The 14,445-nt window shown below is 64.5% G+C and carries 10 protein-coding genes, 1 tRNA gene and 1 pseudogene; 3 read left to right on the top strand and 9 right to left on the bottom strand.

What is annotated here, in order from left to right:
• Nucleotides 1-158: 158 nt before the first annotated feature.
• From ACLLJI_RS03180 to ACLLJI_RS03160, 5 genes and pseudogenes are all read right to left on the bottom strand, one after another.
• Nucleotides 159-572 (bottom strand): annotated as a pseudogene (locus ACLLJI_RS03180) (tautomerase family protein).
• 131 nt (nucleotides 573-703) lie between these two features.
• The gene (gene sucD, locus ACLLJI_RS03175; RefSeq protein WP_434617837.1) at nucleotides 704-1,597 is read right to left on the bottom strand and encodes a succinate--CoA ligase subunit alpha; all 894 of its coding nucleotides are present in this window, start codon (nucleotides 1,595-1,597) and stop codon (nucleotides 704-706) included.
• 22 nt (nucleotides 1,598-1,619) lie between these two features.
• On the bottom strand, nucleotides 1,620-2,786 hold the full coding sequence (sucC, locus tag ACLLJI_RS03170; RefSeq protein WP_434617834.1) for an ADP-forming succinate--CoA ligase subunit beta: 1,167 nt from the start codon (nucleotides 2,784-2,786) through the stop codon (nucleotides 1,620-1,622).
• Between the two features lie 218 nt (nucleotides 2,787-3,004).
• On the bottom strand, nucleotides 3,005-5,419 hold the full coding sequence (gene pcrA / locus ACLLJI_RS03165) for a DNA helicase PcrA (protein ID WP_434617831.1): 2,415 nt from the start codon (nucleotides 5,417-5,419) through the stop codon (nucleotides 3,005-3,007).
• Nucleotides 5,420-5,498: 79 nt separating this feature from the next.
• Nucleotides 5,499-6,365 (bottom strand): inositol monophosphatase family protein, encoded by an 867-nt coding sequence (locus tag ACLLJI_RS03160; protein ID WP_283558482.1) that lies wholly within the window; start codon nucleotides 6,363-6,365, stop codon nucleotides 5,499-5,501.
• A gap of 103 nt (nucleotides 6,366-6,468) precedes the next feature.
• Here ACLLJI_RS03160 and ACLLJI_RS03155 point away from each other — a divergent pair, with 103 nt between their 5' ends.
• Nucleotides 6,469-7,131 (top strand): hypothetical protein, encoded by a 663-nt coding sequence (locus tag ACLLJI_RS03155; protein WP_434617828.1) that lies wholly within the window; start codon nucleotides 6,469-6,471, stop codon nucleotides 7,129-7,131.
• A gap of 154 nt (nucleotides 7,132-7,285) precedes the next feature.
• Here ACLLJI_RS03155 and ACLLJI_RS03150 read toward each other — a convergent pair whose 3' ends face one another.
• Nucleotides 7,286-8,047 (bottom strand): DUF998 domain-containing protein, encoded by a 762-nt coding sequence (locus ACLLJI_RS03150; RefSeq protein ID WP_434617825.1) that lies wholly within the window; start codon nucleotides 8,045-8,047, stop codon nucleotides 7,286-7,288.
• 257 nt (nucleotides 8,048-8,304) lie between these two features.
• Here ACLLJI_RS03150 and ACLLJI_RS03145 point away from each other — a divergent pair.
• Nucleotides 8,305-8,378: transfer RNA gene (locus ACLLJI_RS03145), tRNA-Arg, on the top strand.
• A 1-nt stretch (nucleotide 8,379) separates the two neighbouring features.
• Nucleotides 8,380-8,880, top strand: a complete 501-nt coding sequence (locus ACLLJI_RS03140) for a DUF6314 family protein (RefSeq protein ID WP_434617822.1) — start codon at nucleotides 8,380-8,382, stop codon at nucleotides 8,878-8,880.
• 84 nt (nucleotides 8,881-8,964) lie between these two features.
• On the opposite strand, the gene ACLLJI_RS03135 is transcribed toward ACLLJI_RS03140, so the two are convergent.
• The 3 genes from ACLLJI_RS03135 to ACLLJI_RS03125 form a co-directional block, all read right to left on the bottom strand.
• Nucleotides 8,965-10,275, bottom strand: a complete 1,311-nt coding sequence (locus tag ACLLJI_RS03135; RefSeq protein ID WP_434621131.1) for an ISL3 family transposase — start codon at nucleotides 10,273-10,275, stop codon at nucleotides 8,965-8,967.
• A gap of 138 nt (nucleotides 10,276-10,413) precedes the next feature.
• Complete coding sequence (locus ACLLJI_RS03130) at nucleotides 10,414-12,426, bottom strand: PhoX family protein (protein ID WP_434617819.1); 2,013 nt, start codon at nucleotides 12,424-12,426, stop codon at nucleotides 10,414-10,416.
• A gap of 104 nt (nucleotides 12,427-12,530) precedes the next feature.
• Nucleotides 12,531-14,426, bottom strand: a complete 1,896-nt coding sequence (locus ACLLJI_RS03125; protein WP_434617816.1) for an ABC transporter ATP-binding protein — start codon at nucleotides 14,424-14,426, stop codon at nucleotides 12,531-12,533.
• Between the last annotated feature and the right edge of the window lie 19 nt (nucleotides 14,427-14,445).

Below are 14,445 nucleotides of genomic sequence, written 5' to 3'. Positions count from 1 at the left end.
CGAGTGGTCAGGATGCTGCGCGTCCTTGTGATTGGGAGCACAAGAACCACTTTGCATCAGATTTTATGTCCTGTCAAAAGTTTGTTCTGACGTATGTACAAGCTGCGGGCTGGCAGGCGGCGCGGCAGGACGATGGAAGGACGGCGAAAAACGGGCGATCAGCCGTCAGCGGGCCGTGGCACGTCAAGCTCTCCGGTCATGTACCGCGCCCGGCCATAACCGAAGGACCAGTCCTCCGCAGTGTTTTCCACATAGCCCAAGAACACGTCCTGCCCACCGATACCCAGCGCGGACAGCCGCGTGGAGATGGCGGCAAACAGGGACTGCTTCGCTGTCCGTGAGCGCCCGATTGGGTAAAGGTCTGGATCATCACCACGCCGGTGGTGCGCTCAAATCCCAGACCTGCATCCTGGGCCACAATTTCTCCGGCCGCATGTTCGGTCAGAATATGAAAATAATTCCGTTCGGGAATGCCGCATTCGCCCAGCATGGCGTCCTGGAGGGCGCGGCTCAAGGCTGACAGTTCTTCGGGGACTGCGGCCCTCATTTTCATCGATGCGAACCACCGGCATGTTCAGTTGCCTTGATAATTTGTTCTGACATATTATCAAAGTGTGGACGTCGCCCTGGGCATCCTCATAATTTAGTAGAGACTTGTTTCTGCGCCCACGGCTCAGGTCCACGGTAGAAATCCCGGTGCGGGTCACTCCGGCTTAAGACACTGATGGGCGGTTTCGGACGGCGTCTTGCCGACCTTCACACCGGCGGCTTCGAGAGCTTCCTTCTTGGCCTGCGCGGTACCTGCCGAGCCGGAGACGATGGCCCCGGCGTGGCCCATGGTCTTGCCTTCCGGAGCCGTGAAGCCGGCGACATAGCCGACGACGGGCTTGGTCACGTTGGCCTTGATGAACTCGGCGGCGCGCTCCTCGGCGTCGCCACCGATTTCGCCGATCATCACGATGGCCTTGGTCTCCGGGTCGGCCTCGAACGCGGCCAGGGCATCGATGTGGGTGGTGCCGATGACCGGGTCACCGCCGATGCCGATCGCGGTGGAGAAGCCCAGGTCACGCAGTTCGTACATCATCTGGTAGGTCAGGGTTCCGGACTTGGAGACCAGGCCGATCGGGCCCTTGCCCGTGATGTTGTTCGGGGTGATGCCCACCAGTGCCTCCCCCGGGGTAATGATGCCGGGGCAGTTCGGACCGATGATGCGGGTGACCTGCTTACCATCGGCGTCAACCTTGGTCTGCGCCAGCGCCCAGAACTCCGCGGAGTCCTGGACCGGAACGCCCTCGGTGATGACGACGACGAGGCCGATGCCGGCTTCAATGGCTTCCACAACGGCGTCCTTGGTGAACGCCGGCGGGACGAAGACAATCGAAACGTCTGCGGCCGTCTTCTCGATCGCTTCCGCGACGGACCCGAAGACGGGAAGTTCAACGTCGCCGTGGACGACGGCGGTTCCGGCCTTGCGCGCGTTGACGCCACCGACGACCTGGGTGCCGGCCTTGAGCATCAGGGCGGTGTGCTTGGTCCCTTCGCCGCCGGTGATCCCCTGCACGATGACCTTGGAATCTTTGTTCAGGTAAATAGACATGGTTACTCTTCCTGGCTCTCGGTCAGCGGGCGTTGGCGAGTTCGGCGGCCTTGTCGGCGCCCTCGTCCATGGTTGCGGCCAGGGTCACCAGTGGATGATTGGCGTCGGCCAGGATGCGCCGGCCTTCTTCAACGTTGTTTCCGTCCAGGCGGACCACCAGCGGCTTATTGGCGCTGGCGCCAAGCTCTGCCAGTGCACCGACGATGCCCTTGGCCACGGCGTCGCAGGCGGTGATGCCGCCGAAGACGTTCACGAAAACGCTCTTGACCTGCGGGTCATTAAGGATGACGTCCAGGCCGGCGGCCATGACCTCAGCGGAAGCTCCGCCGCCGATGTCCAGGAAGTTCGCGGGCTTGACGTTGCCGTGGTTTTCGCCTGCGTAGGCAACAACATCCAGGGTGGACATGACCAGGCCTGCACCGTTGCCGATAACGCCCACCTCGCCGTCGAGCTTGACGTAGTTCAGGCCTGCAGCCTTCGCCTTGGCTTCGAGCGGATCAGCAGCGGCGGCGTCCTCAAGAGTCGCGTGCTTCGGGTGGCGGAAATCGGCGTTCTCATCGAGGGAGACCTTGCCATCCAGCGCCACGATGTCGCCGGCGCCGGTCCGCACCAGCGGGTTGACCTCCACCAGGGTGGCATCTTCGGACTTGAAGACGTCCCACAGCTTGATGATCGCCGCGGCAACGCTTTCGCGCAGCTCGGGGGCGAATCCGGCGGTCTCAACGATCTCGTTGGCCTTGGCCTGGTCGATGCCGACGGCCGGATCCACAGCCACCTTGGCCAGCGCATCGGGACGCTCAACGGCGAGCTCTTCGATCTCCATCCCGCCCTCCACCGAGCACATGGCAAGGTAGTTGCGGTTGGCCCGGTCCAGCAGGACGGAGAAGTAGTATTCCTCGGCAATGTCCGCGCCCTGGGCGATCATGACGGTATTGACGGTGTGGCCTTTGATGTCCATACCCAGGATGTCCGTTGCGTAAGCGAACGCCTCATCGGCGGTCTTCGCCACCTTGACGCCGCCGGCCTTTCCGCGGCCGCCGACCTTTACCTGGGCCTTGACGACGGTGACGCCGCCGATCTTCTCGGCTGCTGCCTTTGCCTCTTCCGGGGTGTGCGCCACGATGCCGGCGAGCACGGGTACACCGTGCGCCTCAAACATATCGCGCGCCTGATATTCAAACAGGTCCACAGGTTGCGTCCTTCTACTTCGAAGTAGTGTTCATTTCAATCTTGCGACTGCGGAGCGCGGGTTCTGATTTTCCACCAAGGGAAAACAGGCCTGCTACCCCACTGGAACTGTAGCCCAGGGGCAGAGTCCGCCACTTACAGAGTACCCATTTAGTGCCCAAGCACACATTTCCCGCCGGGCCGATCAACTGCGCTTCCAGCCGGTATTTGGTACCGCGTCTACTGAACCTTGGTCAGCGGCGCGTAACGCAGCAGCAGGCGCTTCTCACCGACGTCGAACGCCACCTTGGCCACGGTCTTGTCCCCCGAACCTTCCACCGACAGGACCGTCCCGTTGCCGAAGCTCGTGTGGTTGACCTTGTCCCCCACGGAGACGGAGACCACTTCCTTTTGCGGCTGCACCCTGCCAGCGGCGCTGCGCGCGGAGATACTCGGCGGCAGCAGCCCGGAATCCCGGCCGCCCGCGATGCTGCCGGCACCCCAGAAGGATCCACCGTAGCGGTTTCCTCCGAAGCCATCCGAGGAGCCACCCGCGGACAGACTCCTGACATTGCCCTCGCGTTTCCAATCGATCAGTTCTGCCGGGACTTCTCCGATGAACTGGCTCGCCGGGTTGTACTGGCTCTGCCCCCAGAGACTGCGGACCTCGGCCCGGGTCAGGTATAGACGTTTGCGCGCCCGCGTCAGGCCGACGTAGGCCAACCGCCGTTCCTCGGCCAGCTCGCCGGGGTCCGCGGCGGAACGCGAATGCGGGAAAATCCCATGTTCCATCCCGGTCAGGAACACCACGGGGAATTCCAGCCCCTTGGCGGTATGCAGGGTCATCAGCGTGACCACGCCCAGGCGCTTGGCCTCCGCCACGGCAGCGGCCGCCTCCGCCGCGGATCCCCCCGGAGCGTCCGGGATCTGGTCGGCATCCGCGACCAGCGAGACCTGCTCCAGGAATTCACCCAGCGTTCCCTCCGGATGGTCCCGCTCATATTCGCGCACAACGGCGACCAGCTCGGCCAGGTTTTCCACCCGGGACTCGTCCTGCGGGTCGGTGCTGGCACGCAGCCCCGCCAGGTAGCCCGTCTGCTCCAGCACTGCCTCCAGCGCCGCCGACGCGCCGGAACCAGAAGCAACCACGGCCAGATCGTCCATCATCTTCACAAATCCCGCCACCGCGTTCACGCTTCTGGTCGCCATCGCGGGCGCTTCCTCGGCGCGGCGCAGGGCCGCCATGAAGGAGGTCCGGTCCCGTTGGGCCAGGGCGGCAACGGCCCCTTCCGCCCGGTCCCCGATGCCGCGCTTGGGCTCGTTCACAATCCGGCGCAGGTTAATATCATCGTCCGGATTGACCAGCACGCGCAGGTAGGCCAGCGCGTCCTTGATTTCCTTGCGTTCGTAAAACCGGGTGCCGCCCACCACCTTGTAGGGCAGCCCCACCCGCATCAGGATTTCCTCTATGGACCGGGACTGGGCGTTGGTGCGGTAAAAGATGGCCACGTCGCCGGGTCGCAGCTCCGATTCGTCCTGCAGCCGGTCAATCTCTTCGGCGATGAAGCGCGCTTCTTCGTGCTCGTTCTCCGCGACGTAGCCGATGATCTTCTCGCCGTCGCCCTCCGCGGTCCAGAGCCGTTTGTCCGGCCGGTTCGGGTTCCGCGAAATCACCGCGTTGGCGGCACTGAGAATGGTCTGGGTGGAACGGTAGTTCTGCTCCAGTTTGATGGTCTGCGCGTCCGGATAGTCCTTGGCGAATTCCACAATGTTGCGGATATCGGCGCCACGGAAGGCGTAAATCGACTGATCCGAATCCCCGACCACTGTCAGTTCAGCCGGGGCCGGGGCAAGGACGCCGTCGTCGAAGGGCATGGTCAGCTCCCGGACCAGGGCATACTGTGCGTGGTTGGTGTCCTGGTACTCGTCGACCAGCACATGCCGGAAGCGGCGGCGGTAGTAGTCCGCGACGCCGGGAAAGGCGCGGAAGATGTACACGGTCTGCGCAATCAGATCGTCAAAGTCCATGGCGTTGGCCTGCCGCAGGCGCTGGGTGTAGCCGTTGTAGACCTCCGCGACCGCCCGCTCAAACGGATCGTTGTGATTGGCCTCGGTCGAGTACTCATCGTCATCGATGAGCTCGTTTTTGAGTGCCGAAATCTTGTGCTGGATCGCCTTCGGCACAACCCGCTTCGGGTCGAGGCCCAGTCCCTTGGCCACCAGCGTGATCAGCCGCAGGGAATCCGCCGAATCGTAAATCGAGAAGTTGGAGTTCAGCCCGACGTTGCCGGCCTCGCGGCGCAGAATACGGACGCAGGACGAGTGGAAGGTGGAGATCCACATGCTCTTGGCCCGCTCACCAACCAGCGACCCGATCCGCTCGCGCATCTCGGCCGCGGCCTTATTGGTAAAGGTAATGGCCAGGATCTGGCCGGGATGAGCCCGGCCAGTGGCGATCAGATAGGCAATCCGGTGGCTGAGCACCCGGGTCTTGCCCGACCCCGCGCCGGCGACTATCAACAGCGGAGAACCGGCGTGCCGGACCGCCTGGTCCTGCTCGGGATTGAGCCCAACCAGAAGTTCCTCGGCGCTCGGAACCGCGGGAAGGGAGGTGGACGCGTGGCGCGTGGGGCGGGGGTCAAACAACATATCCATGGTGACCCCAAGTCTAGGCGCTGCCCCTGACAACGGCCGTCGACCAACGGTCGTAGGCCGTCAGATGGGCGCCGCTCCGTCAGCCCAATGCGACCGAACGCAGTGCAGCGGCCACTTCCCGGACCGCCGTCGTCCCTCCGGCAATGAACCAATTCAGGCCGTTCACCCTGACGACGGCGGTAGCGCCGCCGCCCGCCAGCACGATCGCCTTCCCCGGCAGCCAGTCCCACTCCGGGCAGCTGTGCTGGAACCAGCAGCCCAGCTGCCCGTCCGCGACGTGGCCCAGATCGCAGGACCCGGAGCCGAGCATCCGGATGGTGGCGGGCAGGACGGCGGCGGCATGCCAGGGCATCGCCGCCTGCGGCTGAACCAGCCAGGACGGATGAATGTACGTTCCCGCGCTCAGCCGGCCCAGTGCCGAGTTCGACGGCGGCGACGTCGGCCGGCCGTTCAAAGTCGCCGGGTGCTCCGCGCCGCCCAGCCAGAGTTTGTCCCCTTCCGGCTGGTAAATCGCTCCCAACAGAACGTCCGGATCCGGTCCGGTACCGTCGCTGCCCGTACCGCCACCGCTGTGCGTGCCGCCACCGCTGCCGCCGGGTTTGAGGGCGAGCGCCGAACACCAATAGGTGGAGCCGCTGAGAAAGTTGTAGGTCCCATCCACGGGGTCGATCACCCAGGTCCGGCCACTTACCCCCGCGTGGGCTGCGCCCTCCTCGCCCAGGATTCCGTCCTCTGGACGGCAGCGGCGCAGCTGCTCCACGATGAAATTCTCCGCCGCGCGGTCCGCGGCCGTGACGACGTCGGACACGGAGGTCTTCTGCTCCCCCAGCAGACCGCCCGAGCGCATACTGTGCGCCAGGTGCCCGGCGCGGCGGACCAGCGCCGCGGCCAGAGCCATATCCGACAGCGCGGGATCGATACCACTGGAAGCAGATTCGGACGTCATGTACTCAGCCTACCGAGCCAGGCACCCGGGACCACCGTGCCGCTGGTTCGCAGCGCCCCGGACGGTGCCGACGGTTCCCGCGGCGGCGGTGGATAATAACCCTATGGCCAAAACCCCCGCGCAGCGTGCTGCCAAGCACGGCACAAACGCAGCCCTTCCAACCCGGGCCGCCGGGGTCGTCAATCCGAGCACCTCCCGGCAACCGGCCAAGGCCGCGGGAAATGCCAGTCTCATTCTGATTGCCGGCACCGTTGCAAGCCTGTTTTTGTTCTGGTACTTCCACCTGCTCACGCTGGGTCAGATGATGCAGCTCTCCAGCGGTCACGCCATGCCGGATTCGCTGGCGGGCGGTTTCGATCCGTCCTATATTCAGCAGCTGCGCGGGTCGATGGGCGCCGATGCGCGCGGCCAGCTGCAGTACGTGCACAAAACCGCCGGGACGCTGTTCCCGCTGGTCTTCGGTTTCAGCGCGATGATCATGATTGCATTGAACGTGGCGCGCAAACCCGTCCGCTGGGCCCTGTGGGCGGCCCCGGTGCTCTTTGCAAGCGTGCAGTTGTGGGCAAATTTCGCCGTCGATGGCATGCTCTCGGCCGGAACGCTCGACGTCGGGCAGGTCGCCTTGGCCAGCTTCCTGGTGGTTGCGTCGTGGGTACTGCTGATCCTGTCCCTTCTGGCCTGTGTGGCGGCGTTGTTCATCGGCCGGCGCAGGAAAATGCAAAAACCGAAAGCGGCCGCCGGCGACATCACCCCCACCAACCTCTGAGAACGGGGCTTGCCCGCGAAAACGGTGCCGGCCAGCACCGTTTTCGCGGGCAAGCCCCGCCCTCGGGAGCGGCGGGGACCCATTTCGCGGGCAAGCCCCGCCCTCGGTGGAGCGATCCCGTTCAGCCATGGTGACAGCGACCGTAGTAATACAGCTAGACCGCCTGCCGCCCGGCTGTCTGCTTCCTGAGGACGGCCCGGGCCCGCCGGCACCCCAGACCCACCACCACTCCCACCGTGGAGAGCCCGATCGTGATGGGGTACGCCATCAGCCGCTCCACAGTCCCCCGTTCGATGCCCGGAACCAGCCCGAAGACGACGGTGGAGACCAATGACACCACGCCGCATAGGAGCAGAAACCCGCTGACGATCCGCCGCCGCCGCCAGCTCCACCACAGCGCTACGAGCGACAGACCGCCAGGGACGAAGTACGTGACCGCACCGGCGTAGTGCAGACCGAAAATTACATCCTCCGGAACCAGCCCAACCACGACGGTCCCGAGCCCCGACAATATGATGAGCACGCGGATCGCCACCGCCCAGCCCGGATGCTGGGGCGCGGGCGGCAGCCCAGGTTTACCGGCCACCCGGAACAGGACGGTACTGAGCAGCAGAGCGCCGACGATCATCGCCAGGCCCTGGGCAATAAACGACGCGTCCATCAGCAGATGCAACGGCGAACACACGTTTCGGCCGCTGTATGTTCCGCAATGCTCGGCCCCCAGGTCACTGATCACGTTGAAGCGGCGGCTGTATGGCTGCGGACCCGCCCACGCCGCGATGACCGTGGCTTCCGCCACAAAATACTGCAGGATACTGATTTTTGCCCAGGCACCGACAATGCTGCGGGTCCGGGCAAGCTGCGCCGTTGAAACCACGGCCAGAAGCCGGGCCGGGCTCGTCCCTGCTGAACTCATTCCTGGTTGCTCATTCCTGCCGCGCTCGATACTGCCGTGCTCATTCGTGCCGTTCTCATTCGTGCCCTGCTCATTCGTGCCCTGCTCATTCGTGCCGTGCTCATTCCTGGTGTGCCCATTCCTGGTGCCACACTTGGTGGGGACGTCGGAACGAAATTGGTTACAGGTTCACCCTAGCCGTGGCGGCAGACATGGCCCCGGAACCGGTAAGGTAGTTTTCGCACCGGTTTGCGGACGCGTTCCAAATGCCGGTGCGGGCGTGAGTAGCTCAGCAGGATAGAGCATCCCTCTCCTAAAGGGAAGGTCGCGGGTTCGAATCCCGCCTCGCGCACGTGGAAACCGTATCCGTCACCGATCTGCGCGCGTATCTGGCCGGCAGCTGGCGGGTTGAACGCACGTTGCTGGACCGTTCCACCGGGGTGCGGGGACGGTTCCAAGGGACCGTTCTGTTTGAGCCGGCCGACGGCGGCCCAACCAGCCAAACAAGCACCGCAAAAGTCCTGCGGCAGCGCGAACACGGCACCATCAGCTGGCCGACGCATACCGGGACCGCCACCCGCGAATACCTGCTCCACGCCACCACGGAGCCCGCCATCCTGGACATGTACTTTCCCGATGAACGCTTCTTTCACACCCTGAATCTGTCCACGGGCCGGTGGACCACCGGGCACGGATGCGACCCGGACACCTACAACGTCACGTACCGGGCCGTCTCGTCCATGCGGCTTGACTATGAATGGGACGTCTCGGGGCCCGCCAAGGATCTGCTGCTGAGCACCTCGCTGTTCCGGCTCGCGGAACAGCTGTCTGCCCCAGCGTCTCAGGCCTGGTAGACCTGGACCACGGCAGGACGCGGGGCCCGCACCTGCCCGGCAGTGGGGGCGGCGCCGGCGGCTACGTAATCCGGCTCTTCGCATTTAGGCATGGTTTGCCGCTTTTTTCCGGTATGGGCGATGGCCGCCGGCTGCGAGTAGGCATCTGAGTCTGTAGTGGTCGAAGTTCCGGAATCCGCGGGCGATCCGCCGTGTGGTCTCGATAACACCGTTGATCGCTTCGGTCGGTCCGTTGGAGGCCCCGTGTGTCTCGAAGTACGCGAGGATCGCGCTCTTCCATTGCCGTAGGGTCCTGCCGAGTCTGGCGATCTCCGGGATCGGACAGGACGGGAAAGAAGTGAGTATCCCGGTCACCAGATCCCGGCCTCTGGCCGGGTTGGAGTGGTATACATCCCGGAGCTTCTGGTAGCACTGCCAGGCCAGCGTGACTTCATGGCCGGGATCTCCGGCGATGAGTTTGTCCTCCAGCCGTTTGGCCTGTTTGTCGTTGAGGTGTTCGGCACCGATCTGCAGGGTGCGGCGGATCCCAAAGAGCGGGTCCCCTTTACGTCCGCGGTGTCCCAGGGTGCTTTGTTGGACGCGGCGGCGGACATCGTCCAGAGCAGCACCACCAAGCTTTACGACGTGGAATGCGTCAACGACGGTGATTGCTTCGGGTAGCTCATCACGGACGGCGTTGGCGTAACCACGGAATGGATCCAGTGTTGCGACCTTGATCCCCTCGGCGAAGTCCTTGCCCTGGGCCTTGATCCAGTCCGCGTAGACCTTCCCCGACCGTCCCGGCATAAGATCCAGCAGCCGGGCATTAACACGGCCCTTCTCATCGCGGGTGTGGTCCACGATCCCGGTGACCATGCCCGTGCCGGGGAAGCCGGTATGGGACCAGACATGCTCGTCAACGCCGAGGGCGTCCACCCCGGTCAGCCGGACCTTGTCCGCGAGCCGCCGGAGTGCTTCGGCTTCGATTCCGTCCCAGACGGTCCGCCACGCCACGCCGAGCTGGTGTGCCAGGGCCGAGACGGAGGTATCGAAGCGTTCCAGTGCGTCCACGGCCCAGTGCACGGCCCGGGTCGTGAGTTTCGCCCGACGACCGGCCAGGGCGTGTTCCTCGGTGAAGGTGCCTCTGGGGCAGCCGGTGTCCGGACACCGCCATACCCGCTTAACCCAGACCAGGGACACCGGCCGCCCCAACGACGGTGCGTCGTGCAGGCGGACTTTACGGCGGCCGTGGCCGATCGCCACAACCCCGCAGTCCGGGCAACCGGTGGTGTTCTGATCGGTTTCGACATGAAGGAGGAGTCTGCTGGCAGCATTCGCGGCAGAGATGACGTGCACGCCGTCGACGGCGAACATCGTGTCTGCCCGTTCGCACCAGCGCCCATTCGGGCAGGACATAGAATTAGACAAGTCAGGGTCTCTTTTATGATTGGAAGCTTGGTCGCTACCAATTCAAGGAGACCCTGACCTCGTTCCGCCTCACGCCACGCCGCGCAGGCCGGAGAACATCCCACAAATCCCAATTCTTAGGCCGCCCTAACCATGCTCAAATGCGAAGAGCCCGTAATCCGGGAAATACGAGTGCTGGTCCTCGAATGTCCCCTCCTCCCCCGGGTGCTGGACGGCAACGTAAACCATCCCCTCGTCGTCGTGCACGACGGGGCCGCAGGTCTCCGCGTCCCGCGGCACGGAGAGGAACTGCTGCACGCGGCCGCGCTCCGTTCCCTCCAGCATTACCTTGAACAGTCCGTCGTTATAGCCGATGGCGCTGGGAGCACCGTCGGTGGAGATCCACAGGTTGCCAGCCGCGTCGAAGGCCACGTTGTCGGGACAGGAAATGGGCGAGACCTTGTCCTGGGGGTAGCCGGCGAAGTAGGCCGATTCGTTCTTGGCCGGGTCCCCGCATACCATCAGCAGGCTCCATTTGAACGTGGTTGCCGTGGCGTCATCCGCCGTCTCGGTGATTTCCACAATGTGGCCGTCCCGGTTCAGGCTGCGCGGATTTGTCTCATCAGAAGCGGCTTTTCCTGGCTTTCCGCGGTCCGAATTGTTGGTGCACGCGACGTAGACCCTGCCGGTGACGGGGTGGGGCTGCACGTCCTCGCACCTGTCCATCTTGGTGGCGCCGGCCTTGTCCGCGGCGAGACGTGTGTGGACCAGCACTTCCTCGAGTGTCATGGCGTCGATGGCGCTCTTGCCGTCCACGACCAGCGGCAGCCATTCGCCGGAGCCGTGGAAGGCGCCATCGGCCGGCAGTTTCCCGGTACCGTCGATCTCGGTGGCCGGGGAGTCGCCCGTGAACCGCGCCACGTACAGGTTCCCGGCGGTCAGAAGCGTCATATTGTGCTGCTTATCATCCTTCCGGTAGGTGTCCTGGGAGACGAACTTGTACAGGTAGTCGAATTTCTCGTCGTCGCCCATGTACGCTGCGACGTGGCCGTTGCCGGCAACAATGACGTTGGCGCCCTCGTGCTTGAGCCGGCCCAGGGCGGTATGTTTGACCGGTGTCGACTCCGGATTGTCGGGATCGATTTCGACGATGTAGCCAAAGCGGTTGATTTCGTTTTCATACCCGGGTGTGCGGGCATCCCACCGCGGTTCCAGCGTCTCCCAGCCGGTCGTCGTCGCCTTGTCCGTAAATCCGTACCGCTTCTCCGCCGCGCTGGTGGCAGCGCACCGGAAGTAGCCGTTGAAGTTTTCCTCACCGGAGAGGATGGTTCCCCAGGGCGTGCTGCCACCGGAGCAGTTGCCGACGGTCCCCAGGACGGTGTGTCCTCCCGGATCCGCGGTGGTCTTCACATAGCTGGAGCCAGCCAGCGGTCCGGTCAGTTCAAACGCGGTGTGGGCGGTGATGCGGCGGTTGCGTTTGCCGCCCTGAATGTATTTCCATGGCTTTCCGGTGTTTCCGCGCTCCAGTTCAACAACGGCCATGCCGTGGGCGGCCATGGCGATGCGGCGGCGTTCAAGCGCCTCGGCGTCACTGGCCACGGACGGGAACATGATCGCCGGGTTGACGTACTCGTGGTTGCAGACCAGCAGGGCGTTTTTGCCGTTGCCCGAGCGCAGTATCTCCAGATAATCATTGTTGTATCCGAACTGCCGGGCCTGCGCGGCGGCGCTTTGGTTCGCCAGGTCGAAGTCCGGCGAATCGGCGAACAGTGGGTCCCCCCACCGGATGATCGGCGACCAGGAATAGCCGGTCGGGACGTTGAAGGCATCCACCGTCAGATCCACGGGTTGGATGGCGTCAAAGGCCAGTCCCTTGGCGCCCGTCCCCTTTGACGCGCGGGTTCCGGCGCCCGCTTCCGACGGCGGCGCGCAGGCTGCCAAGGCGACGGCGGCAAGGCTGAGTATGCCGGCGCCGCCGAAGCCCAGCGCCGAACGGCGGCTGAAGGTGGCCGAAGCAATGTCCCGGAAGTAGCCATTGTCCGACTCGTTGCACACGGCTTTCGCGCAGGCATTGTCACATTTGAGTGCGCAGGTCACGGCGCTGCGTTTGCCGCGGGTGTGGCCCAGCATGGGAAGGAGATTGAGCTTCGGCTTGGTCATGGTGCCCTCGTCGCGTCGGTGTTCTGCTCCGGGCAACTCTTGCGGGCCAAAGCGACCGGCGGCCGGACGCGGCTTGACGAACAGGCAAACTCCGGATGTCCGGGCTACACGCCGGACTCCGCATCGGCGACGGCGGCCACCGCCTGGGCAAACTGCGTGTCGTGCAGCTCCGCATAACGGCCGCGGGCGCGGAGCAGCTCATCGTGCGTGCCCTGTTCCACAATCTGCCCGGCTTCGATGACCAAAATCGCGTCCGCGGCCCGGATGGTGGAGAGCCGGTGGGCAATGACGATGGCCGTCCGGTCCTGCAGCGCTTCCCCGAGCGCGGCCTGAACCGCGGCCTCGTTCGTGGAGTCAAGAGCCGCCGTCGCCTCATCCAGAATGACCACCGCGGGTTGCACCAGCAGCAGTCTGGCAATCGTCAGGCGCTGACGCTCGCCACCGGACAGCCGGTAGCCGCGTTCCCCGACGACCGTATCCAGTCCGTCGGGCAGGGATGAGATCATGGCCTGCAGTCGGGCCCGGCGCAGCGCCTCCCAGATCTGCTCATCGCTGGCATCGGGCTTGGCCAGCCGGAGGTTGGAGCGGATGGATTCGTGGAAGAGATGCCCGTCCTGCGTCACCATGCCGATCGTCTGCCGCAGCGTATCAAAGGTCACGTCGCGGACGTCGATTCCGGCCAGCCGGACCGCGCCGGAATCGACGTCGTAAAGCCGCGACAGCAGCTGCGCGATGGTCGATTTGCCTGCACCGGAGGACCCTACCAGGGCAATTGTCTGCCCGGGATCGGCGCGGAAGCTGATGCCGTGCAGGACCTCGTCACCCCCGCGGGTATCCAACACGGCAACGGCTTCCAGCGAGGCGAGTGAGACTTTGTCCGCGGACGGGTAGGCGAAGCGGACATTGTCGAACTCCACCGCCACCGGCCCGCGGGGGACCTCGCGCGCATCGGGTTTTTCGGTGATCAGCGGTTTGAGGTCCAGGATTTCGAAGACGCGGTCGAAGCTGACCAGCGCGCTCATGATGTCCACCCTGGCGTTGGCCAGCGCGGTGAGCGGCGCATAAAGCCGGGTCAACAGCAAAGCCAGGACAACGACGTCGCCCGCGGCGAGCTGGCCGCGGATCGCGTAGTAGCCGCCCAGGCCGTACACCAGGGCGAGCGCGAGGGAGGACACGAGCATCAGGGCGGTGAAGAAAACAAACTGCATGACGGCGGTCCGAACGCCGATGTCGCGCACCCGGCTGGCGCGTTCGGTGAATTCGCGGGATTCATCCGCGGGCCGTCCGAAGAGCTTGACCAACGTGGCGCCGGGAGCGGAGAAGCGTTCCGTCATCTGGGTGCTCATATCCGCGTTCAGGTCCGCGGCTTCCTTGCGCATGCCGGCCAGCCGGGAGCCGAAGCGCCGCGCCGGGATCAGGAAGATCGGCAGCAGCACCAGCGCCAGCACGGTGACCTGCCAGGATTTACCCAGCATGACCACCAGTGTCAGGACCAGGGCCACGGAGTTGCTGACGATGCCGGAGAGCGTTCCGCTGAAGGCCTGCTGCGCGCCGATGACGTCATTGTTGAGCCGGCTGACCAAGGCACCGGTGCGGGTGCGGGTGAAGAAGGCGATGGGCATTTTTTGCACGTGATTGAACACTGCGGTGCGCAGGTCCAAGATCACACCCTCCCCCAGATTCGAGGAAATCCACCGGATCACCAGGGAAAAGCCGGCGTCCAGGACGGCGACCGCCGCGATGAGCAGAGCGAGGTTGATGACAATCTGCACGTCGGCGCGCGCCACGATGGCGTCAACCACCCGACCGGCAAATAGTGGCGTGGCGACGGCGAGAATTGCCGAGGCCACGGACAGCACGACAAACACCGCCAGCCGTCCGCTGTACGGCTTGGCAAAAGCGAGCGTGCGTCTCGGAGTGTCCTTCGAAATGCCTCTGCCGCTCTTATCCGAGCGCATCGAGCTCCAAAGCGAGCTCCAGGCTGCGCCTTCCATACTCATGGTGAATCCTTTGGTTTTT

The organism is Arthrobacter sp. A5 (assembly GCF_051131705.1).
Taxonomy (GTDB): domain Bacteria; phylum Actinomycetota; class Actinomycetes; order Actinomycetales; family Micrococcaceae; genus Arthrobacter_M.
This window is presented reverse-complemented; position numbering and strand designations above follow the sequence as displayed.

Excerpts from the sequence above, each read along its gene's own strand:
- ACLLJI_RS03130 (WP_434617819.1), bottom strand. The coding sequence starts at position 12,426 with ATGACCAAGCCGAAGCTCAATCTCCTTCCCATGCTGGGCCACACCCGC.
- ACLLJI_RS03155 (WP_434617828.1), top strand. The coding sequence starts at position 6,469 with ATGGCCAAAACCCCCGCGCAGCGTGCTGCCAAGCACGGCACAAACGCA.
- pcrA (WP_434617831.1), bottom strand. The coding sequence starts at position 5,419 with ATGGATATGTTGTTTGACCCCCGCCCCACGCGCCACGCGTCCACCTCC.
- ACLLJI_RS03125 (WP_434617816.1), bottom strand. The coding sequence starts at position 14,426 with ATGAGTATGGAAGGCGCAGCCTGGAGCTCGCTTTGGAGCTCGATGCGC.
- ACLLJI_RS03135 (WP_434621131.1), bottom strand. The coding sequence starts at position 10,275 with ATGTCCTGCCCGAATGGGCGCTGGTGCGAACGGGCAGACACGATGTTC.
- ACLLJI_RS03160 (WP_283558482.1), bottom strand. The coding sequence starts at position 6,365 with ATGACGTCCGAATCTGCTTCCAGTGGTATCGATCCCGCGCTGTCGGAT.
- sucD (WP_434617837.1), bottom strand. The coding sequence starts at position 1,597 with ATGTCTATTTACCTGAACAAAGATTCCAAGGTCATCGTGCAGGGGATC.
- ACLLJI_RS03150 (WP_434617825.1), bottom strand. The coding sequence starts at position 8,047 with ATGAGTTCAGCAGGGACGAGCCCGGCCCGGCTTCTGGCCGTGGTTTCA.